Origin of the sequence: Streptomyces sp. TLI_171, assembly GCF_003610255.1 — a bacterium.
Taxonomy (GTDB): domain Bacteria; phylum Actinomycetota; class Actinomycetes; order Streptomycetales; family Streptomycetaceae; genus Kitasatospora.
The window spans coordinates 110111-132354 of record NZ_RAPS01000002.1; the positions used below are offsets into that span (position 1 = coordinate 110111).

General features: G+C 70.6%; 10 protein-coding genes and 1 pseudogene. 2 read left to right on the forward strand and 9 right to left on the reverse strand.

Annotated features, from left to right (window positions below):
- Window positions 1–106: 106 nt before the first annotated feature.
- The 4 genes from BX266_RS36460 to BX266_RS36480 all read right to left on the reverse strand — a co-directional run bounded on the left by BX266_RS36460 (window position 107) and on the right by BX266_RS36480 (window position 5496).
- On the reverse strand, window positions 107–844 hold the full coding sequence (locus tag BX266_RS36460; protein ID WP_099907066.1) for a hypothetical protein: 738 nt from the start codon (window positions 842–844) through the stop codon (window positions 107–109).
- Window positions 845–1424: 580 nt separating this feature from the next.
- The gene (locus tag BX266_RS36470) at window positions 1425–3149 is read right to left on the reverse strand and encodes a thiamine pyrophosphate-dependent enzyme (RefSeq protein WP_099907064.1); all 1725 of its coding nucleotides are present in this window, start codon (window positions 3147–3149) and stop codon (window positions 1425–1427) included.
- Between the two features lie 28 nt (window positions 3150–3177).
- A complete protein-coding gene (locus tag BX266_RS36475) occupies window positions 3178–4692 on the reverse strand; it encodes an FMN-binding glutamate synthase family protein (protein ID WP_099908699.1) in 1515 nt (504 codons plus the stop codon).
- A 228-nt stretch (window positions 4693–4920) separates the two neighbouring features.
- A complete protein-coding gene (locus tag BX266_RS36480; protein WP_099907062.1) occupies window positions 4921–5496 on the reverse strand; it encodes a TetR/AcrR family transcriptional regulator in 576 nt (191 codons plus the stop codon).
- Window positions 5497–5525: 29 nt separating this feature from the next.
- Here BX266_RS36480 and BX266_RS36485 point away from each other — a divergent pair, with 29 nt between their 5' ends.
- Window positions 5526–5930 (forward strand): nuclear transport factor 2 family protein, encoded by a 405-nt coding sequence (locus BX266_RS36485; protein ID WP_180290750.1) that lies wholly within the window; start codon window positions 5526–5528, stop codon window positions 5928–5930.
- Between the two features lie 353 nt (window positions 5931–6283).
- Here BX266_RS36485 and BX266_RS39205 read toward each other — a convergent pair whose 3' ends face one another.
- The 3 genes and pseudogenes from BX266_RS39205 to BX266_RS41030 form a co-directional block, all read right to left on the reverse strand.
- The gene (locus BX266_RS39205) at window positions 6284–6454 is read right to left on the reverse strand and encodes a hypothetical protein (RefSeq protein ID WP_180290749.1); all 171 of its coding nucleotides are present in this window, start codon (window positions 6452–6454) and stop codon (window positions 6284–6286) included.
- Between the two features lie 1430 nt (window positions 6455–7884).
- Window positions 7885–8292, reverse strand: a complete 408-nt coding sequence (locus BX266_RS41380) for a DNA/RNA non-specific endonuclease (protein ID WP_399171335.1) — start codon at window positions 8290–8292, stop codon at window positions 7885–7887.
- An 865-nt stretch (window positions 8293–9157) separates the two neighbouring features.
- Window positions 9158–20101: pseudogene (locus BX266_RS41030) on the reverse strand (LamG-like jellyroll fold domain-containing protein); the annotation flags it as partial.
- Between the two features lie 613 nt (window positions 20102–20714).
- On the opposite strand from BX266_RS41030, the gene BX266_RS36495 reads away from it, so the two are divergent.
- Window positions 20715–21242: a hypothetical protein gene (locus tag BX266_RS36495; protein WP_099907055.1), complete on the forward strand. Its 528-nt coding sequence runs from the start codon at window positions 20715–20717 to the stop codon at window positions 21240–21242.
- Window positions 21243–21364: 122 nt separating this feature from the next.
- On the opposite strand, the gene BX266_RS40610 is transcribed toward BX266_RS36495, so the two are convergent.
- The gene (locus tag BX266_RS40610) at window positions 21365–21631 is read right to left on the reverse strand and encodes a GNAT family protein (protein WP_310794853.1); all 267 of its coding nucleotides are present in this window, start codon (window positions 21629–21631) and stop codon (window positions 21365–21367) included.
- A gap of 42 nt (window positions 21632–21673) precedes the next feature.
- Window positions 21674–22210 (reverse strand): hypothetical protein, encoded by a 537-nt coding sequence (locus BX266_RS40615; protein ID WP_259465215.1) that lies wholly within the window; start codon window positions 22208–22210, stop codon window positions 21674–21676.
- Window positions 22211–22244: the final 34 nt, after the last annotated feature.

Genomic DNA, 22244 nt, shown 5'->3' on the forward strand with positions numbered 1-22244 from the left:
GCACTCCGGGCCGGGCCACCGCTCTCCCGACGGTCCGGATCAGCGGGCAGCACCGCGCATCCAACCGCGGGCATCGCCAACCTGGTGGACCGTCGCGGTCAGGGCACTAGCCGGGCTGGGTGAAGGTGAAGTGGTGCTTGTCCAGCCGCCTGCCGTCGATGGTGGTGCGCTGCAGTTTCAGCTCGTTCACCGGCCCCTTGAGGGTGGCGTGGTACTGGTACGACTCGTCGGTCGGGGTGAGCATGTGGCAGGCCAGTTGGTTGCCCGCGACGGTGTACAGGCCTCGGACGTTGTCCGGACGGGAGTTGTCGAAGCCGCGTACGGCGACGCCCACCGCCTCGTGGAACCGGCTGCCGGACCGCAGGCCGTGCCGGTAGGCGACGTTGAACTCGTAGACCTCGCCGCCGTTGGTGAACAGCAGGCAGTGCTCGACGTCCTGGGTCTCGAAGCCGATGACGAACTCGCCGCGCGCGGCGGGTTTCCGGTAGACGCCGTCGAGGCGCGGCAGTGCCCTGGCCCCGATCCGCCAGGCGTCGGACGGGTGCCGCGGGTAGCCGCGGGCCACGACCTGTGCCGGGTCCTGCGGTACGCCGATGTAGCCGGGCAGGCGGCAGCGGGCCGCGTACTCGTACACTCCGCAGGCCGCGCAGACCCGTTCGCCGCACTCCAGGGTCACCAGCGGCACGCCGTACATGACGGCGATCTGCCCCATCCGCCAGCGGGACGAGTAGGCGTCGATGGGGTGGCCGTGGTCGCACTTCACGAACCGCAGCGGGGAGTCCCGCAGCGTCTCGCGGAACCGGTTCATCTCCGCCTCGGTGAACCGGTAGGGCAGTTCGGCCACGGTTCGCTCCCCTGGTACGTCGTGCCACGCGTGCCGCGCACCGGGCCCGGCACGCGGATCCTACCGCTCTCTCCTTGCAGACAAACGGAGTTGACGACACGTCAGCCTTGAGGCCGAGGTGCTCGGCCGGGGCGGCCGTGCAGCCCGCGGCAGCGTGCGACGACACGCTGACCGGTCGTGCACTGTCGTGCTGGTGCGCGGGCGCGCGGGGGAAACCCGGCCGGTCGGTCCGCTGGTCCCCGATGTTCGACATCACCAAGGTGCAGGCTGCGCCGAGCGCGGATCTCCTCACGCCCGACAAGGCGGTCATGCTCTTCGTGGGCGCTCAGCCGCAGATGTCCTTCGGCACCGGCAGCGGTGATCGCGCCGCGATCATCAACAGCGCCGTGGGCCTCGCCGAGGCGGCCCGGACCTTCGACCTGCCGGTCGTCCTGACCACGGTCGCCGCCGGCTCTCCGAGCTTCCCCGGGGACGGGAGGGCCAGGTCCGGGCCGGGACGTACCCGGCGGGGCCGCGCCGGGTACGTCAGGGGCGTGCGCGTGCTGCCGGCGGTGGCCGGGAGGAGACCCGCAGGGGTGGATCAGTCGCTGCTGGCGAGGGTCTCCTTGATCTTGGCGATCGCGAAGCCCCATCCCTGTTGGACGGTCGGCTTGCCGGGGACTGCCAGTTCTTGGGGGTTGGTCAGGACATCGAGGAGGACCGGCCCCGGCGTGTCGAAGGCCCGCCGGACACCGTCGCGCAGTTCGGATGGCCGGGTGATGCGGATGCCGGTCAGGCCGAGGGCGGTGGCGACGGCGGCGAAGTCGGGGTTGTCGAGCTCGGTGCCGAACTCCGGGAGGCCGGCTTGTTCCTGTTCGAGTTTGACCATGCCGAGGCGGCGGTTGTCGAAGACCACGAGTTTCACCGGCAGCCGGTAGGTCTTGATCGTCATCAGGTCGCCGAGCAGCATGCTCAGGCCGCCGTCGCCGCAGAACGCCACGATCTGCCGGTCGGGGGCCCAGAGTTGGGCGCCGACGGCTTGCGGCATGGCGTTGGCCATCGAACCCAGGTTGTAGGAGCCCAGCAGGCGGCGGCGCCCGTGCATGGTCACGAAGCGGGACAGCCAGACGGTGGCCATGCCGGTGTCGGAGGTGAAGATCGCGTCGTCGCTCGCGCAGGCGTTCACGGCGGCGGCCAGCGCTTCGGGGCGGACGTCGTGGTCGCGATTGTCCAGGGCGCTGCGCAGGCGGCCGAGCAGGCGGTGGTCGTGGTCGGGGTCCGCCAGGCGCTGCTGGTCGGCGGTCCACCGTTCGAAGTGGTCCCGGGCGGACTTGAGGTGCGAGCGGTCCCGGGCCGGTTGGAGGTGGGGCAGGAGGGCGCGCAGGGTGGCGCCGGTGTCGCCGGCCAGTCCCACGTCGACGGGCGTTCGGCGGCCGAGGTGGCGTTCGAGGAGGTCGATCTGGAGGACTTTGCAGTCGGTGGGGTACCAGTCCCGGTAGGGGAAGTCCGTTCCGAGCATGATCAGGGTGTCGCAGGCGTCCAGCGCTTCGACGGCGGCGGGATTGCCGATGAGGCCGGTCTGTCCGACCTGGTAGGGGTTGTCGTCCTCGAAGCCCTCCTTGGCCTTGAGCGTGAGGACCATCGGTGCGGACAGGTGCTCGGCGAGTTCCAGCACCTGTGCACGGGCGTCGCGGGCGCCCTGGCCGACCAGCAGGGTGACCCGGTCGGCGGCGTTGACGAGGTCGGCGGCCTCCCGGATTCCGGCGTCGTCGGGCCGGGTGACGGGGCGGGCGTGGGGGAAGCGGGCGGGCCGGTCGTCGGTGAGCTCCTGGTCGCCGAGGTCCCCGGGAACGGTGAGGACCGCCACCCCGCGTTCGCCGACCGCGGAGCGTACGGCGGTCTCCAGCATCCTCGGCAGTTGGTCGGGTGAGGTGACGGTGGCCCGGAAGACCGCGACGTCGCGGAACAGCAGGTCGTTGTCGACCTCCTGGAAGTAGTCGCTTCCCAGGTCCGCGGAGGGGACCTGTCCGGCGATGGCGAGCACCGGGGTGCGGCTCTTGGCCGCGTCGTAGAGGCCGTTGAGCAGGTGCACCGATCCCGGGCCGACGGTGCCCATGCACACGCCGACGGTTCCGGACAGTTGGGACTGGGCACCGGCCGCGAACGCGGCGGCTTCCTCGTGGCGGCAGCCGACCCAGTCGAGACCGTCAGTGGTGCGGATGGCATCGGTCAGGGGGTTCAGGGCGTCGCCGACGACGCCGAAGACGTGGCGCACGCCCAGCTCCTGCAGGGCGTCGACGATCACGCGGGCGACGGTACGGGTCACGGGAAGTCCCTTCGAAGTGTCAGAAGTGTCAGACGGTGAACCGGTCGGGGTCGGCGCCGTTCCAGTCGCGCGCCCACGATTCGGGCGCGTCCTGCAGCAACTGGCCCGGCTCCAGCCAGGGGTGGAGGTCCGCGTAGGAGCGGATGGTCTGGGGATCGAGGCGGCGCTGGAGCATGTGCGGGTGCAACTGGGACGGGTCGTCGACTCCCATGGCGGCCATGATCTGCAGGGCGCTCTTGACGGTGGCTTCCTGGTAGCGCCGCACCCGCTGGGACTTGTCGCCGACGTGCAGGGCGCGGGCCCGGCGCGGGTCCTGGGTGGCCACGCCGACCGGGCAGGTGTTGGTGTGGCAGCGCTGGGCCTGGATGCAGCCGAGGGCGAACATCATGGCCCGGGCGGCGTTGGTGTAGTCGGCTCCCTGAATGAGCCGCTTCACCAGGTCGCTCCCGGTGGCCACCTTGCCGCTGGCGCCGATCTTGACTCGGCCGCGAAGCCCGGTGCCGACCAGCGCGTTGTGCACCGTCATCAGCCCCTCGGTGAGGGGCATTCCGAGGTGGTCGGCGAACTCCATCGGGGCGGCGCCGGTCCCGCCCTCCGCTCCGTCGACGACGATGAAGTCCGGTGTGATCCCCTCTTCCAGCATGGCCTTGCAGACCGCGAGGAACTGGCCGCGGGAGCCGACGCACAGCTTGAAGCCGGTCGGCTTGCCGTCCGCGAGCTCGCGCATCCGGCCGATGAAGCGCACCAGTTCACGCGGGGTGGAGAACACCCGGTGGTACGGCGGGGAGATGACGGTCCGCCCCTGCGGGACGCCGCGGACCTTCGCGATCTCCGCGTTGACTTTCGGGCCGGGCAGGACACCGCCGATTCCCGGCTTGGCGCCCTGACCGAGTTTCAGGGACACGCACGCGACCTGCGGGTGTGCCGCCTTCTCGGCGAACAGGTCCGGGTCGAAGTCCCCGTCCCGGGTGCGGCAGCCGAAGTAGCCGGTGCCGATCTCCCACACCAGGTCTCCCCCGGGCTGCAGGTGGTACTCGGACAGGCCGCCTTCGCCGGTGTCATGGGCGAAGCCGCCCAGCGCGGCACCGGTGTTCAGCGCGAGGATCGCGTTGGACGAGAGCGAGCCGAAACTCATCGCCGAGACGTTGAGCAGCGCCATGTCGTACGGCCGGGTGCAGTCCGGCCCGCCCACCCGGACCCTCGGGACGCGCGTGGGCACGGCGACCGGAGCCATGGACGGCACGAGGAATTCGCGGCCGCTCTCGTACAGGTCGAGTTCGGTGCCGAACGGCTCCTCCGCGTCAGTCCCCTTGGCGCGCTCGTACACGATGCTGCGGGTGTCGCGGTCGAACGGGCGCCCGTCCACGTTGCGCTCGATGAAGTACTGCTGGACTTCGGGCCGGATGCCCTCCAGCGCGAATCGCAGGTGGCCCAGCACAGGGTAGTTGCGCAGCACCGAATGCCGGGTCTGCAAGACATCCGCCCCCGCGAGCGCCGTCAGCGCCAGCGCGGGGACGGCAGCCAGCCACCACCAGGGCGACATCACGAAGGCCGCCGCCGCAGCGACGGCCGACCCGCACACCAATCCGACGATCCACAGGAGTCTCAGCACGACGTGCCGCCTAACCCGGGCGTGCCGCTTTCAACCCAAGCGCCGGCCGGCTTGCGGAAGGAGCGCCCGGCCGACTGGAACTCGTGCCCGCCCGCCAGCCGGTCGAGACTGCGCGGCAGCCGGGCGCGGGAACGAGGTCGACGCGGTCCAGGACCTCGATCAGGAGCGGGCACCTCCGTGCGACGAAGGCCCTCCCAAAGGCCCTCCCGCGCTCCCGGCGCCTGCCCACAGCCCGTCGCGTACGACCGCGCGGGCGCGCTTCGCGGACTCCGGGTGGCCGTCCAGGTGCTCCAGCATGCGGCAGGTGCCCACCAGGATGGCGGTCAGCTCCGGCACCTCCAGGTCCGGTCGCACCACACCGGCCTGCTGGGCGCCGTCGAGGAGCGCGGCGAGCACCTCGCGCAGGGCGCGCCCGGCCTCGGAGGTGGCGGCCCGGACATCGACGCCTGCGTCCGCGAGCGCCGCGGCGAAGGCGTTCTTGACGGGAGACTGATCGAGTATCAGGTCGAAGAACGCGAAAAGAGCGTGCGTCGGCTCGGTCTCGGCCAGCAGGCGCCGCCCCTCCTCGGCCAGCTGTTCCAATCGCCGGACGAGCACCGCTTCCAGCAGGACTTCCTTGGTGGGGAAGTGTCGGAACACGGTGGCGATGCCGACCTTCGCCTCCCGGGCGATCTCCTCGGTGGACGCGCCGGTGCCCCGCTCGGTGAAGACCGCCTCGGGCAGCCAAGTCTGCAACAGCTACGCCGCACGAGATCTTCGGGCAGTTGGTACGCCTCATCTCGGCAGGCAAGTGGAGCGAACTCCCCGAGCTCTACGCTCAGGACGCCGAGGTGGACATCGTCTTCTCGCCGGTCCCGCCACGCCGTATCCACGGCCGGGAGGAACTCCGCAAGCGCTTCGCCGCCCTGGGGGCCGACGACGCGATCCGCCTGCACGCCGAGAACATCCACCTTCACGGGACCGACGACCCCGAGGTGGTGATCGCCGAATTCGACTACGAGGGCCTGTACCCCGCCACCGGCCGCACCTTCCGCACCGCGAACATCCAGGTACTGCGCGTCAGGGACGGCCTGATCGTCGAGACCCGCGACTACCACGACCACCTCGCCTTCGCCGCGGCGGACGGACGCGCCAGCCAGTTGCTCGCCGCCATGGACCAGCAAGAATGAACCACCGCACGCCCGGCGCCGGACCGCAGCGGCAGCTTTCCCGAGTCCCGGCGGAGTACCTCGCCACCCGCCGTTACCGGACCTGCTCGACAAACGTCCGCCGCCCGCACCGGAGACGGTCACGGAAAGACCGTCGCACGCACAGCCGGGGGTCTGCAACTTCTCTCCCGCCAAAGGGCGTTCCGCCACCGCACGCCAGTACGGGAAGTGCACCCGCAGCCCCCGGATCCCGCAGTTCTGGGCAGCGGACGGCCGGAAAACAGGACACCGGGCTGATCACCTCAAATACTGCCGGGCGACCTTCCTGGCCTCCGCCTTCTCCCTCGAAGCCACCGCCTTGGGGAGTCGCCGTGCTACCACCACGCGTACCCGGCGATCGCCGAGGAGAGGGCCACGACGGCGAGGAAGCCCCAGGTGAACCCGAATCGATGCCCTCCCCCGGCCGCGGCGCAGACGGTCCAGACGGCGGGGAAGATCATGCCTCTGAGGAAGACACCCAGAGCCTTCTTGGTGCGGAGATTCATTCTGCGTACCTCAGGGCCCTCCGCCGCCTGAGCACTCAGCGGCAAAGCTGTCGCCGCGTCACCCTCACCGCTTCGACCGCGCGGCCCGACACCCGACACCCGACACCCGACACCCGCACAGCATGGTCAATCTGACGCCGAGTCGAACGGCGAATCCTGGCCGGCCGACCGGCACTCGAATCCGACGGCTTCGATGCTTCCCGGAAGCCGAACCGCGAAGCATCCGCTGTCGGCGCAGCCATTCGGGCGCTCGATGATCAGGTCCGGTGTCCGGGCCGGCGCATGGCGGAGGACATCGGCCGCAGGATCCTCGGGCCCCTGACCGCCGGCTCCGGCTCCGCCCGGAGCCCCTGCGCCCGTGGGCAAGGCCCAGGGCGCCCTGCGACAACGTGCGGCGTATGTCTCGCCAGAGCGTGACGGCGTTCCGCGCCGCGAACAAGGCGTGGCCCGACCGACTTTGAGCGAGGACTGCAGCTGTGCCATACATTCCGTGGGCCAGGAGAACAGCGTCCCCATCGACCTCTTCGGCTACTTCCCGCTCCGGAACGGCGACGGCCGGTTCGGAGATGGCGGACCGAATCTGGGCGTTGTGGGCGGCGGCCGTGTCGTTGCTCCTGGGTGTCTGGAGCGCGCAGCGGTTCTTGACCGCCGGGCACCGGCCCAGAGCCGCCTGGGAGGAGCCGACCGGGGTCGACCCCGGCACCTTCCCGGTGTGCAGGAACCTGTGCCCCGCGAACCGCTACGACGTGCCTCCTCGTGGCCACCGGCAAGCCGTACTGTCGGCCGATCCGCTACCGGATCGGCGCCCGGCCACGCCGCACCGAACAACTCCCCGGCTGCGCTCGACCGTGCCTCACTGGTCCCACAGATCCCGGTCCTCGGCGTGGAGGAACCGCGGCGCGGAGATCTTACGGAGGCTGATGTCGCTGACCGGCCACTTCTCGAAGTCGTCGCCGAGCAGCCGAACCAGGAACTCGACCAGGCCGAACGGGTAGACGGACCAGGCCGCGTCCTGCCGCGCGTAGACGGCCACCGGCCACGCTTGCGGGTCCGGGTCGGCGGCGATCCAACAGAGCACGTCCGCCTCCGTGATGCCCCAGACGAGCATGTCGCCGAGGTCGTAGCGCCCGACGTCGGCGGGATCGCACCATTCGCCGGCCGACCGTTCCCGCATGGACGGGTGGAGCCGCGAGACGAAGTCCCCGTCCAGGTCCGCCTTGTTCGTAGCCGGGCCGAGAATCTCCAGGTAGTCCTCGATTGATCCGCTGCCGTAGATCCTGATGAATTCCTGGTAGTCGCTCGGCAGGGCGCGACCATAGGACGAGGTGACCGCGTCCCAGTCGACCGTGCTGCCGACGGTCGGCCCGGCACGGTGGAGAAGACCTTCCAGGGGGTGTGCCATAAGAATCTCAACCTCCGGTTGGCGCGTGTCAGTAGACGAGGCCCGAGGGCGACGAGTAGCCCATATTGTGCCACGCTCCGTCGTGGAGGCTGTACATGACATTGGGCACGAATTCGTTGGTGGCGATCGGTGTCATCGCTCCGGTGGCAGGGTCGAACCCTACGGCGTTCATCTCGAAGCCGATGGGGACCACTCCGCTCCCACTGTACTTGGGAACGACCGAGTAGCTGACGATCTGACCGCCCTGCACCGCCTTCACCACCTTCTTCTCCCAGTAGTCCATGTTCCTTCCCGGATAATCCGGGCCACGCTTGTCGATCGCATAGCTGTTCGCGGTCCGCGAGCAGGTGGCGAGGTTTTCGTACCTGTCGCCGTCGCCCCCGAGGGAATTTGCGAGAAGATGGCAGGCATTTCGCCAGTACCCCCGCTTTATCACCGTTCCCGAGTTCCTTGACGAACTTGTTGGCCCAGAAGTATCCGGGAGGTCGGATACCGTCTTCGCCCCGCGTCTCGGTCTGGCTGCCGTGATTCTTGATGAAATCGGCGGTCAGGCAAGCGGTGACGCCGGTGGCGCGGCTTCCGTTGGTCACGTCCACGGGCGAGTACTCGCGCCATCCGCCCCCGAAGGCGTTCCGGCAGTCGCCCTTCTTGCGCTCGTTGCGGTCGGAACGCGGTGCGGGCTCCGGCTCGGGCGCGGGTTCGGTGAACAGGTCGACCGCCAGGTCCACGGCACCTGCGACGAACGTTTCGAGTCCTCCGACGAGGGCGGTCACGATCGGGGTGGCCACCGCGATGACACCGGTGGTGAACCAGGTGAGCGGGTCCGGCTTGGCGACGGGCCGATTCTTGTCGTTGACGGGCCGAATGTCGGGCAGCGGCTTGCGGATGTCGACGCCGGGGTGGCTCCGGGGCGACTTGGTGGCGGGGCCACCGCCACCTCCGCCACCACCGCTTCCGCGGCCGCCGCCCGGTCCGCCGAGGCGTCCGCTGCCACCGCACTGGGTGGTCCACCAGTGGGTGTCGCAGAACTGGTCCTTTTCGCCCGAGGCGTAGGACGATCCGCTGTCGTAGCAGCACTCGTTCGAGCCGATGGCGTTCGACGTCCCGAAGACCAGGTCGAACTCCCAGGTCAGGAAGCTCTCGTAGGCGCGCGCCTCGGCCTTCATTGCGCTGACCCACATGCTGCCGGCCTTCTGGAGGGCGCGTCCCTCGGCCTCCATTCCGCTGACCCACATGCTGCCGGCCTTCTTGGCCGCCTTGCTGATCCGGTCGCAGCCGGGGATCCAGCAGTGTCCCGACGGGTCCGTGCCGTCGAGCGGGTCTCCACCGGCGTATGCGAACCGGTTGCCCTGGATGGAGGGGCTGGGGTTGAGGCTCCAGGAGTCGCGGGCGGTGAAGGTTCCGGTGCCGGGCTGGTACCAGCGGGCGGCCATGTCGACGTCGCCGGTGGTGGGGTCGGTCCAGGCGCTCTGGTAGCCGACCGCCGTTCCGGTTCCGGCTCTGGCCGTGGGCTTGCCGAAGGGGTCGTACGCGGTGCTGCTGCTGAGGGTGTTGGTGGTGGGGTCGAGGGCGGCGACGACGTCGGTGTGGGCGTCGGTGATCTCCAGGCGGGCGCCGCCGGTGGTGGTGCCCGCGGCGGCCAGCAGGCCGCCGTCAGGGGTACGGCTGTAGCGCGAGGTTCCGTCGGAGACCTTGTTGGTGGAGCCGCCGTCGTAGGTGAACGTCGCGGGGCCGGCCTGGGTGACACGGTCGAGTGAGTCGTAGGTGTAGCTGACCGGCCCGCGGACGGTCATCCGGTCGAAGCCGTCGAACTGGACGGCGGACGGCTGGGCCCCGTGGACGGTCTGGCTGTTGAGCGTGCCGCGGGGCGTGTAGGTGTAGCTGTTGGCTCCGTCGTCGAGGAGTTCGTTGCGTTCGTCGTACATGCTGCTGACGCCCCCGGCGCTGGTCCGGTTGCCGGCCGCGTCCCAGGTGTAGGCGGTTGTGGTGCTTCCGCTCTTCCAGGAGATGAGCCGGCCGGCGAGGTCGTAGGCGTAGGTGTTCTGCGCCGCTCCGGCGGTGCCGGTGGCGGTCTTTCCGGTGATCCGGCCATTGGCGTCGAAGGTGTAGGCGAGGGAGGAGACGGTGCTGCCCGCGGGGTTCTTGACGGTGTCGGTCGCGAGCCGGCCGGTGAGGTCGTAGCCGTAGTTCCGGGTCGATCCGCCGGTGCCGTACCGCGTGGTCTTGAGTCGTCCTGCGGTGTCGTAGTCGTAGCCGATGGTGGTCCCGGTCAACGGGTCGGCCGCTGTGAGCAACTGGTCGGCAGTGCCGTAGGTGAAGGCGGCTGTGCCGGCGGCGTCGGTGCGCCCCGTCATGTTGCCGTCGGCGTCGTAGCTGTAGCCGGAGTTTCCGCCGGGGCCGGTCGCGGTGAGCACGCTTCCGCGGTCGTTGTAGGTGTAGGTGTTGGTGCCGGTGGGGGCGGTGGCGCTGGTGAGGCGGCCTTCGAGGTCGTAGCCGAGGGTCCGAGTGGGGGTGGCGACCTCGGCGCCGGTGGCGGTCTCCTGGGTGATGCGCCCCAGCGGGTCGTAGCTCCGCTGGCGCAGGATGCCGCCGGGTTCGGTGAGGGCGGTGGCGCGGCCGGCGGTGTCGTAGCTGGTCGTGAAGGCGCTGTCGGCGGCTCCCGGGGCGGCCGTGGTGGCGGGTTCGACGGTGGCTTCGGGCAGGCCCAGCTGGTTGTAGGTGTAGTAGGTGGCCTTGTTCATGCCGTTGGTGAAGCGGGTGCGGTGGCCGGCGGCGTCGTAGCCGAAGGTAGTGGTGATGGTGGACTGCGGGCCCACGGGTTCGACCTGGCGGATCAGGTTGCCCGCCGGATCGTAGGTGCGGCTGGTGGTGTGCGCGGCGCTGTCGGCCTGGTTGGTGATGCGGTCGGTGCTGCCGGTGGAGGCGCCTTGCAGGTCGTAGGTGGCGTAGGAGGTGCCGATGGTGGTGCCGGCCGTGTCGAGTTGGCTGGTGGCGACGGCGTTGCCGAGGGCGTCGTACGCGGTGGTGCTGGCGGTGCCGTCGGGGAGGGCGGTTTTCTGCGGCCGGCCGAGGGCGTCGTAGTCGGTGCGGGTGGTCAGCCCTGCCGGGTCGGTGACGGTGAGCTGTTGTCCGGCGGCGTCGTAGGTGGTCTTGGTGGTGCCGCCCTTGGGCAGGGTGGAGGTGGTCTGGTTGCCGGCGTCGTCGTAGCCGAAGGTGCTGGTCAGGGCGACGGGTGTGGGCTGGCGCTCGATCTGGGTGGCGGTGATGCGCCGGCCGAGGTCGTCGTAGGTGGCCTCGGTGCGGCCTCCCATCGGGCTGACGGCGGCGAGCGGTTCGCTCTCCAGGTCGTACGTGTAGGTCCAGGTCGGGGTGGTGCCGGCGACGGCCGGCTGCTTCCGTTCTACGAGGTTGCCGAGTTGGTCGTATCGGCTGGCGGTGGTGAGGGCGAGACCGCTCGGGTCGACGGTGCTGGAGGTGATGCGGTCGAGGGCGTCGTAGGCGGTGGCCACGGTGGGCGTGAAGGTGGTACCGGTGCGGGGGTCGGTGTAGGCGGAACCGGTGGTAGCGGTGCGGCGGCCGTCGAGGTCGTATGTGTTGGTGGTGACGGTGCCGAGCGGGTCCCGGGTGGCGGTGACGTCGCCGAACGAGTCGTAGCCGGTGGTGGTGACGGCCCTGACGGCGACGGGAGCGGTGGTGCGGGTCGCCGGGTCGTAGGTCTCGGCGGTGACGAGCGGTCCGGTGGTGACGGTGGGCCGGCCGGCGGTGTCGTAGGCCTGGGTGCTGGTGTAGGCGGCCGGGTCGGCGCCGACGGCGTGGCCGTTCGGGGTGGTGGTGCTGGTGCGTCGGCCGAGCTGGTTGTAGGTGTGGCTGGTGACGGCGTCGGTGCCGGCGCCCTTGACGGTCTCGGTCAGCAGGAGGCCGGCGGAGTTGTAGGTGTTCTCGATGCGCTGGGTGAGGCTGCCGCCGGTGGCGGTGGTGCTGAGGACGCGACCGGCGGCGTCGTAGGTGTACGTGGCGGTGCGGTTCAGGCCGCCGGGGTCGAGGGTGGTGGAGGTGGTGCGGCCGGCGGCGTCGTAGACGGTGACGACGGTGGCCTTTCCGCCGCCGGCGGTCTGCTGGGTCGGTCGACCTGCGGCGTCGTAGCTGTTCTGCTGCAGGACGATGGTGCGCTGGGTGCCGTCGGTGTTGCGGTAACCGTCGAGGTCGACCTCGGCGACGGTGTTGTCGTCGTTGTAGTAGGTGTGGGTGGTGCGGCCCATCGCGTCGGTGACGGTGGCCAGGCGTCCGGCGGGGTCGTAGGCCCGGGATTCGAGGGCCTGGAACCGGGACGGGACGGGGTCGAGGGGGCTTCCCGTGTAGTTCCAGATGCTGGTGCGCAGCAGGCGGTGGGCGGCGTCGAAGCTGTAGGACCAGATGGTGCCCGCGGGGTCGGTGACACCGGTGGTGTTGCCCGCCGGATCGTAGCCGTAGCTGGTGGTGTGGCCTTCCGGGTCGGTGGTCTTGTACAGCTGGTTGTGGGCGTTGTACGTCCAGGTGGTGGTGCGGGGGGTGTCGCCGCCGGTGGTGTCGGAGACGGTCTGCGCGGTGGGGTTGCCGTCGCTGTCGTAGGCGGTGGCGGTCTTGCGGGTGTGGACGGTGCCGGTGACGGCGTCGGTGGTGGCGGGGTCGGTCTGGGTCAGCGGGTTGTTGAGGCCGTCCCACGTGTAGGTGGCGGTGGCGGTCGCGCCTGCTCCGCAGTCGGTGCAGGTGGTGGTGGCGGCGGTGCGGCGGCCGAGGTTGTCGTAGCTGTAGGTCGTCACCGCGCCGGTGGGGGCGGTGGTGCGGGTGAGGTTGCCGGCGCTGTCGTAGGCGTACGCGGTGGTGGCGCCGGCGGTGTCGGTGTTGCTGGCGACGAGGGCGGCGGGCTGGGTGCCGGTGGAGCCGACGGCCGGCTCGGTGCCGGTGGTGTAGGCGGTGGTGGCGGTGCGGCCGGTGGGGAAGTCGGGGGTGGCGGGAGTGCCCGTGCCGGTGGGGTCGCCGAGTGCGTTGTACGTGTAGGTGGTGGCGTACGTGGTGTCGGCGGCGTTCGCGGCGCGGGCGTCACTGCTCGTCAGGAGCCGGTCGTTGACCGGGTTGAACGGATTGGCTTCGTCGAGCGCGTACGCCGCGTACGAGGTGTGGCAGTGGGCGGCGTCGGTGCAGGTGGTGGTGGACACGGCGTTGCCGCGCTCGTCGTGTCCGGTGGTGACGGAGTGGCCGTCGGCGTCGGTGACGCTGTACCGGAAGCCGTGGGTGTCGTAGCTGTAGCGGGTGACGGCTCCGGTGCCGTCGCTCGACGTGGCGAGCTGGCCGGTGCGGGTGTCCCAGCGCCACGACATGGTGTTGCCGTTGGGTTCGGTGACGGAGACGCTGGTGCTCTTGGTCTGGCTGCTGGCGCTGCCCATGGCCTTGTAGTGGGCGGTGACCGTGTCGGCGCCCAGCACCGAGGGGTAGCGGGCGACTTCGGCGATGGTGCCGGTGAAGCGCCCGTCGGGACTGGTGGGGTGGTTGGGCCAGCCGCCTTCGGCGGTTCCTGCGCCGACGTACGCGTAGCTCGACCCGTTGTAGTAAACGGTGCGCTTGGCGGTGGTGGCGGCGCTCTGGGCTCCGTCGAGGTAGAGGGTCTGGCCGTTGTCGTCGCCGGCGAGGACGGCGTGGTGCCAGGTGTTGTCGTTGACGGTCTTGGCGGAGGCCAGGGCGTTGGCCCCGTCGCCGGTCCACAGGGCGCCGTAGAGCTTTCCGTCGGTGCCGATGTACAGCGCCGGGTTCCACTGGTCGACGCCGGCAGTGTGGGCGGCTCCGATCGGGAACGACTGGTAGCCGTACAGCACGCCGGAGGCCGCGGTCTTGAACCACAGCTCGATGCTGTTGGCGCCTCGGACAGGGGCCGCGGAGGCGGGCAGTTGGAGCGAGGAGGTGGTGCCGTTGAAGGCGACGGCGGTGCCGTCGCTGCTGCCGGAGGGGCCGGCGACGGCATTGGTGGTGCTGGTGTAGGTGCCGTGGTCCTGGTTGGGCAGGGCGCTGCCGAGGGTGTCCTGGGCGATGGTCGCGCCGGCGGGGTCGTTCAGGCGCCAGTAGCCGGCCGGGTTGTTGTTGGTGACGCCGCTGCGGTAGTTGGCGGATTGGCTGCCGGCGCCGCCGGCGGGGGCGGTGGCGTACGTGTAGTGGCGGCTGATGGAGGTGGCGGACAGGGTGTAGTCGTAGTAAGCGAAGTCGGCGATCTGGCCGTTGAAGTGGCCGCTGGCGTCCGCCGGGACGGCGGGGAAGCCGCTGCTGGTGGTGCCGGCTCCGAGGTACACGTACTGGTCGCCGTTGTACCGGGTGGTGCCGGTGACGGGGCTTCCGCTGGCGACGCCGTCGACGTACAGCTGCTGGATGTTGGTCGAGCCGGAGCCCGCGACGGTCAGGGCCGCATGGTGCCAGCTGTTGTCGTTGACCGCGGTGGCGGAGACGGCGGTGTTGGCGGCGCTGCCGGTCCACAGTCCGCCGTGCAGCTTGCCGTCGGTGCCCACGTAGAGGGTGGGGTTCCAGGCTTGGCCGGTGGCGCTGCCGCCGAGCGGGAAGGACTGGGTGCCGTAGACGACGCCGGCGGCGCCGGTCTTGAACCAGACCTCGACGCTGGCGCTGCCGCCGGTGCGGGGCACGGCCCCGGCGGGCAGCTTCACGTAGGACGTGGTGCCGTTGAACGTCGCGGCCGTGCTGTTGCCGGTGCCGTAGGGGCCGCCGGCGTTCAGCGCGGTGTTGGAGTAGCTGCCCTGGTTCTGGGCTTGGGCCTGGGAGGTGAGCAGTTCGGCGGCCTGGTTGCCGCTGGTGTCGTTCAGGCGCCAGTAGCCGGAGGGGTGGGCGTCGACGACGGCGGCGTCGTAGGCGGTGGCGCCGTTGGCCGCCTGGCCGTAGAGGGCGGCGGCGTTGATGCCGTGGTCGAAGGCGGCGACGTCGGCGATCTGGCCGGTGAAGTGGCCGGAGGCGTCGCCGGTCGGGGAGTTGGGCCAGCCGCTGCTGACGGCGCCGGCGCCGAGGTAGACGTGGTTGGAGGCGCCGTTGGGCTGGATGGCCCCGGTGAGCGTGGCGACCGTTTGGCCGTCGAGGGACAGGGTCTGGGTGGTGGGGGTGTCAGCGGACAGGACGGCCTGGTGCCAGTTGCCGTCGGTGACGGTGGGGCTGCCGGCCATCGTCTTGCTCGCGTCGCCGGTCCAGAACTGGCCGTGGAGCTTGCCGTCGGTACCGACGTACAACGCCGGGTTCCATGAAAGGCCGCTGGCGGGGGTGGTGCCGAGGGGGAAGGACTGGTAGCCGAGCAGGACGCCGGGCTTGGTGGTCTTGAACCAGAGGGCCAGCGCGCCGGTTCCGGTGGTGGGCACGTGGGCGGCGGGCAGTTCGGCCCACGAGGTGGTGCCGTCGAAGCCCGCGGAGGTGGTGCCGCTGATCGGACCGGCCGCGCCGAGCGCGACGTTGGAGTAGGTGCCGTTGTCGGGTGTCGTCCGCGCCGGGGCGACAGTGTTGAAGGCCTGGCTGGCCGTGCCCTCGGAGAGACGCCAGTAGCCCGACGGCCGCGACGAGAGGACCGCGGAGCGGTACTGCTGCTCGCTGCCGCTGACAGTGGGCTGGTTCAGCTTCCAGACGCCCCCGATGTCGTCGGTGTACTGGGTGGCGCGGTCGTTGACGGCGTCGTAGGTGACGGCGAGCTTGGTCTTGCCCGACGGGAGGGCGAGGCTGGTCAGTTCGGCGGAGGGCTGCTGGGCGGCGGCCCACTGCGCGGCGACGGCGGGTGCGCCGAGGGCGTGCGGGTAGACCGCGGCTTCGGCGAGCTGTCCGTTCAGGTGGTTGACGCCGGCGGTGCCTGGCGCGGGCGCGGCGGGCCAGGGGATGCCCTGGGTGTAGCCGGCGCCGAGGTAGGTGAAGTCGGTGTCGAGGTGGTCGATGGCCCCGTTGAGGGTGCCGACGGGCGCGCCGTCCAGGTACAGGGTCTGGGTGTCGCCGGCCCCGGAGAGGACGGCGTAGTGCCACTTTCCGTCGGTGACGGCGGTGGTGGACGTGATCGGGTTGAAGCCGATGGCGGTGCCGTAGAACTCGCCCCGGAGTTTGCCGTCGGTGCCGATGTACAGCGGTTGGGAGGCGTGCGACGGGGCGGTTCCGAGCGGCTGGTTCTGGTAGCCGACCAGCGCGCCGGGGCTGGTGGACTTGAACCAGAGTCCGACGGCGAGGTAGCTGTTGCGGAGACTTCCGTTGGGCAGTGCGACGGAGGAGGCGGTGCCGTCGAAGGTACCGACGGTGGTGGCGGAGCCGCTGAGCGGGCCGGTGCCGGTGCCGAGGACGACGGAGGTGTAGGCGCCCTTGTCGGCACCCTGGTTGGCGATGTTCTCGCTGGCGGCGCCGGTCGCTCCGGCCGCGTCGCCGAGCCGCCAGTACGAGGCCGGGCCGGCGTCCATCACGGTGGTGCGGAAGTGCGATCCCGGGCTGTAGGTGTAGGTGGTGCAGGGGCGGGCGGTGTTGGTGCCGGCGGGCGGGGTGCAGACCTGGGTGAGCCGGTCGGGGTTCGCGCTGTCGTAGGTGTAGGTCCACGTCTGTGCGGTGTTCCAGTCGGTGCCGACCGCGGGGTCGGTGAAAACGCTGGCGATGTGCTTGCCGTCGGCGGTCCAGGTGAAGTGCAGCGCGCGGCCGGACGCCTGGTCGGTGGCGGAGTCGAGCTTGCCGCCGGCGTAGTGCAGCAGCTGGGTGTGCTGCTGACGGTCGGTGATCTGCGACAGCCGGTAGCCGTCACCGGAGGGCTGGGCGAAGGTGTAGACGGTGCCGGTCTTGTCCGCGAGGGTGAATCCGGTGCCGGGGTTCGCGGCGAGGGTCTCGAACTCGCCGGCCGGCGACGTGTAGAGGGGCATGCCGGTGGTGGTGCGGTTGCCCGCGGGCCACGGCGTGGTGCCGCCGTTGTGGTACAGGTACTGGACGCCGGTGGTCCGGTCCACGGCGAGGATGTCGGTGCCGGTGTCGCCGGGGATGCCGTTGACGGGGGTCAGGTCGCGCAGGTTCTGCCAGCCGGTGGCGAGGTCGGTCGGGCTTCCCATGGTTGAGGTGCCGAGGGTGGCGTTGCCGGTGCCGGGGTAGAGGCGGAGAGTGCCGTCGGTGCGGAGGGCGGCGAGGTCGCCGTGTCCGTCGTGGTTGAAGTCGCCGCCGATCACGTCGACGAAGCCGACCCAGCCGTTGCCGATGTAGACCCGTGCGCCGAGGCTCCCGTCCGCGGCCACCGGGTACGCGTACATCAAGCCGGTCGACGTCTCGACGGCGACGACGTCCTTCTTTCCGTCGGCGGCGAGCGGCGGGGTGATCGTCACGTACTGCATGCCGTTCCAGCCGCTGGCGCCGATCGTGGTGATCGCGCCCAGGTTGGAGCCGCTCTGGCCGGAGTAGAGGTTCAGTGCGCCGTTCCAGTTGGCCACGGCGATCACGTCGCCGACGCCGTCGCCGTTCAGGTCGCCGCCCGCGATCTGCGACACGCCGTTCCAGCCTTCGCCCAGCCAGCGCCGCTTGGCCTGGGAGAAGTCGGGGCCCGGGTAGACCCACAGCTTGCCGGTGCTGGAGTCGACGGCGACCGCGTCGTCGATGCCGTCTCCGGTCTGGTCGCCCGCCGTCGCGAGCTGGGTGAGCTGGAAGTCGTTGCGTCCGAAGCGTTCGGTGCGGCCGTTGGCCGTGGTCAGCACCACGCCTCCCCCGCCGTCGGCCTCCGGGACGACGCCCAAGTCGTACGACGACGACCAGCCGGCCCCGAACAGCGAACCGGTGCGCGGGTCGAGCGAGTTGTAGGTGCGACCGACCGACAGGGAAGGGCCGACCGCGGCGACGGCGGCGTCGGAGGCGCTGGTGGTGTAGTTGCCCGCCTGCGGGTCGAAGCTCGGGGTGGTGCCGTTGCCGACCGCGCCGCCGATGCGCGAGGTGACCAGCGGCTGCTGCACGGACGTGGTGAACCCGATGGGCTGGGAGTCGAGGCTCTCGCCCAGGTGATCGCCTGCCTTCACCGTCCACAGGTAGGAGGAGTTCCACGCCAGCACGCCGACCGGAACCCGCCACGAGGTGGACGGCTGCCAGCCGGACTCGGCGAGCAGCTGCGGGCTGCCGAGCGAAGGGTTGGTATAGACCTTGAAGTCGTAGTCGACTCCGGTTCCGGGGCTGTTGTCGGGGTCGTGCCCGGTGGCGTACAGGTGCGGCGACAAGGTGCCGACGGCCGTTCCGGCGAGCGGTTCGACAACGTCGATCTGCGGCGCCACGTTGCTGCTGGTGATCCACCTGCACACGGACGGCGGCACACCGTAGGAGTCCCGCAGCGAGGTGGTGCCGCCGACGTAGCCGTCCCAGCACAGGATGTACGACGTGTTGGCGGGCAGCGGCGGGATGACGCCGGTGACGGTGACGGACTCACCGGTGCGCACCAGGCCGGAGACACCGACCAGTGGGGCGTTGACGTTCTGCTCGACCCAGTTCCCGTCGAAGATGCGGGCCTTGAGCTGCATGCTGGTCGAGTTCCACCAGTTCGCGGCGAGGTCGGTCATGGTGACCCGCTGCGAGCCGGCGGTGGTGGCGGTCGGCGGCACGTAGTTCGCGTCGACGTTGTAGGACGCCGCCCAGTCGCTGTACACGATGGACAGGTAGGGCGGGTAGCCGGTGTTGACGCTGGCGAACTTCTTCCAGCTGTAGGAGTCGGTGTTGCTGGTGGTGACGGCGAGCCCGTAGTTCGCGCCGCCGTGCGCCCAACTCTCCACGAGCTGCACGCCCGCGTCGCCGTGGCTGCCGCCGAGGCTCACCCAGTCCCAGGCCGCGCCGCCGCAGGTGTCGCCGTGCGACCAGTTCCGGGAGCCGAGCTGCTGGCCGATCGACAGGCCCGGGTAGGTGTTGATGGTGTTCGGGTCCCAGCCGCTGGTGATCTGACTGACGTTCACCGGGTGCGGCGAGCACTCGTAGGAGTGCGTGTTGTTGAGGTTGAGGGTGACTGCCTCGACGTAGTTGACGCCAATGTTCGCGACTGCCGGGAAGTGCAGGTAGCTGTTGAACCGGTCGGCGCCGCCGTCGTAGGTACCGATCCGCAGCGTGGAGTCGGCGGAGTTGTTGGCCTTGGCGGTGTTCTGAACGAACGTCGACCTGCCGACGTTGATGCCGCTGGTGGTCGTCGGGTCGACCTTGACCGGGTAGACCCGCTTCGGGTCCTTCAGCCAGGCCGTGTCCAGGGACATCCGCAGGATCTGGGCACTGCCCTCGGTCACCAGCGAGTACGTGACGCCGCCGGTGCGCGCCCCGTCACCGGAGGCCGGGTCGATCCGAGAGTCCTCCATGAAGCCGGTCGGGATGGTGAGCCGGACGTCGCCCTTCTCGTCCCGGAAGTCCACCTGCCCGGCGGCGCCGACGGACGCGGTCATCCCCGTCAGCACGAGCGGGAAGTCCCAGACGGCGGGCGCGGAGGCGTCGTGCAGGACCAGCGACTCCTTGATGCCCTGCGCCATGCCGTTGTAGACCACGTCCGCCCCGGGGCGCGCCGCGGGGTAGGTCAGCTGCTCCCCCGTGACCCGGCCGGTCACCGGGGCGGCGTCCTTCAGGCCGTATGAGACCTGGTGGGCGGCGTCGAGCTGCCAGCGGAGCACCTCGGCCGCGTTCGAGCTCGACGCGAAGGTGACGTCCTGGTCGTTGGCCGCCTCGCGCCAACGACCGGTGCGGGTCTGCGACAGGGTGGTGTCGATGTCGGCCCAGCTGCCGTCGGCGGCCTTGTAGTGGACGGGGCGCGAGTAGACGCGGACGGTCTTGCTGCCGTCCGGGTTGGTGAAGACCGAGGTGCTCTCGGTGCGCTTGCCGAGGTCCTCCACGCCGTCGGGGGTCGGGCCGGGAGTGGTCGTGGCGGGCTGTCCGCCCTCGTCCCGGGCGTCCTTGCCGGCGTGACCGCCGGAGCGGTCCCTGGTCTTGAGGCCGTCCGGCTGCCCGGCCTCCTTGCCGGCGGGAACGGGCTGCTGCCCGAGCGAGGACTTCGGGTCTGCCGGCTGGCGACCGTCGTCCTCGGGGCTCAGCTCGCCCACACCCGGAGCGTGCTTGCGCGCATCCCCCACCGCCGCGTTCCGGGACGTCTGCGACGAGCCCTGCCCGTCCGCCGACCCGCCCAACTGCTCGGGCGTGCGCACCTGCTGATGGTTCTGCGGGGACGGCGCCTGGCCCGCGGCGAACGCGAGGGCGTTCTCGGTACCCAGCGTCAGCATCATGACGAGGCCCAGCAGCAGCGACACCCGTCGCACGGCTGTCCTCGCCGTCCACCGCGCACCGTGGCCCCGGCGACGGGACGAATCGTCGGAGCCGAACCGCACCAGGACAGCAAGAAGCCACGAACGACGCACCGAAATCCCCACCCCAACAAGCCGGTCGCCGGCATCCAGACGGCGACGGCGACCTATTAGATAGCGGACGATCACTCGAGCGCGCACTCAGGAAAATGCCCCCGCTTGTCCGCCTCCCTCTGGGTTCGCCCGAAAGATCCGATGAGTTTCATTAAATTTTTTGCGATCTTTTTACTTCAATCCACACCTACCAATTACACTGATTCTCTTCAAATAGCCGCATATTCGGACACGATGCGCCCACACCCAACGAATCCACCCTGGATCCCCTCGTCAGAGGTGCAGTTGGCTCGGGCCCGCGATGCCCCGACTGGCGACTCTTGGACCGGGGAAGCCCGGACCGGCAGCCCCCGCCGGCAGACTTCGCTTCCGCGGTATCGTCCTGACGCCACCGGCCGCGACCCGCCTGCGTCACCCAGCCCGACGATCCGAGGCCCGTTCCGGCCGCACCACGCCTCCACGAACAGGAACCAACAGTCCCGTGAAGATCCCCTCTCCCCTGCAGTCCCCTCGCGCCCTCGTGCTGGCCGCCGCGGTCGCTGCTGCGCTGCTGGGCACGGCCCTGGCGGTCTGGCTCTGGCCGCACGGCGCTGACGAGGCTTCGGCGAAGGTCGCTGCGAACGACTACTCGGGCCGCCCGTCGGTCTGCCTGGCCGCCGACGATTCGGCGGCCTCCGCCCCACTCGTCCAGCAGACCTGGGCGGTCCTTCAACGGACCAGCACCGCCAGCCAGGTCAACGCCCAGCAGCTCGTGGTTCCCGTCAAGGACGCGACCGCGGCGGCCCCCTATCTGTCCGGCCTGGTCGCCCAGCGCTGCACCATGATCGTCACCGCCGGCGCGGCGTTCGACGGCGCACTGCCCGCCGTCGCCAAGGGCGCCTCGCAGATCCGCTTCATCGCCGTCGACCCGCCGTCCGGCACAGATCTGCAAGGCGCCACCGCCCTGACCCTCGACCAACTCCCGGACGGCCTCGGCCGAAGCGTCCGCGACCTCACGGCGAAGCACTGACCCGCCGCTCCCACGAGCTCCCCTCCGCCGCGAGGGTCTCCCGCACCAGTCCTCGTCGGCGTTCGGATCCCTGACCTCGATGCAGCCGTGGTCCAGATCCGCGTGAACGCAATCTGCCGGCCCTATTGGTCGAGGAGTCGCTCCCACAGCAGCGCATCCTGCCAGCGCCCGTCGAGGAGGATCGAGGAATGGGCGACGCCGTACGGGCTGAACCCGTTGCGGCGGAGCACGCGCTGCGACGGCAGGTTCTCCAGGTTGGTGGCCGCCTCGACGCGGTGCAGTCCGAGTTGGTCGGTCATCACCCGGACCGCGAGCCCGACGGCGCGCCCGGCGTGGCCTCGGTTCCGGGCGACGCTGCCGATCCAGTATCCGACCGAGCCGCGGCGCAGGTGACGGCTGCGACAGGATGCCGCCCACGGTGACCTGCCCGATCAGGTGGTCGCCGGCGAGCACGACGCCGGGCCAAGCCGTGCCGGCCCGGTGTCCGGCCAGCAGTCTGTCGATCCGCCGCGCCTGGCCCTCGGGCGTGAACAGGTCGTCCAGCAGGGCGACGCCGTCGAGGGCGATCGGGTGGTCGGGGGCGAGGTCGTTGTAGGCGGGCGGCAGGAGCCGGGCGGGCAGCCCGTGGAGCAGGCACCACGGGTCGCTCCGGGCTCGAACCGGTCGGCGACGGCCATCCCGAGGCCCCGGTAGGCCGCGCCGACGGCCAGCGCGGTGGTGCCGACGACGGCGACCAGCCGGCGGCCGACACCGTCGTCCGGGCCGAGGCGGAACCGCTGACGGGTGGCCAGCAGGAGCGCGAGGATCAGCACCGGCAGGGCCATCGCCTCGACGAAGTAATCGACTTCAAGGCCGAGCACGGCGAGCCGGAGCAGTTCGGTGGTGACGGCGATCCGCCAGGCCAGCCGCAGGCCGCGGCCCAGGCCGGCGGCCAGCACCGCCAGCAGGGCGGGGAACAGCGCGGCCATCAGCCGGCCCGGGGGTCGAAGATCAGCTGGGCCG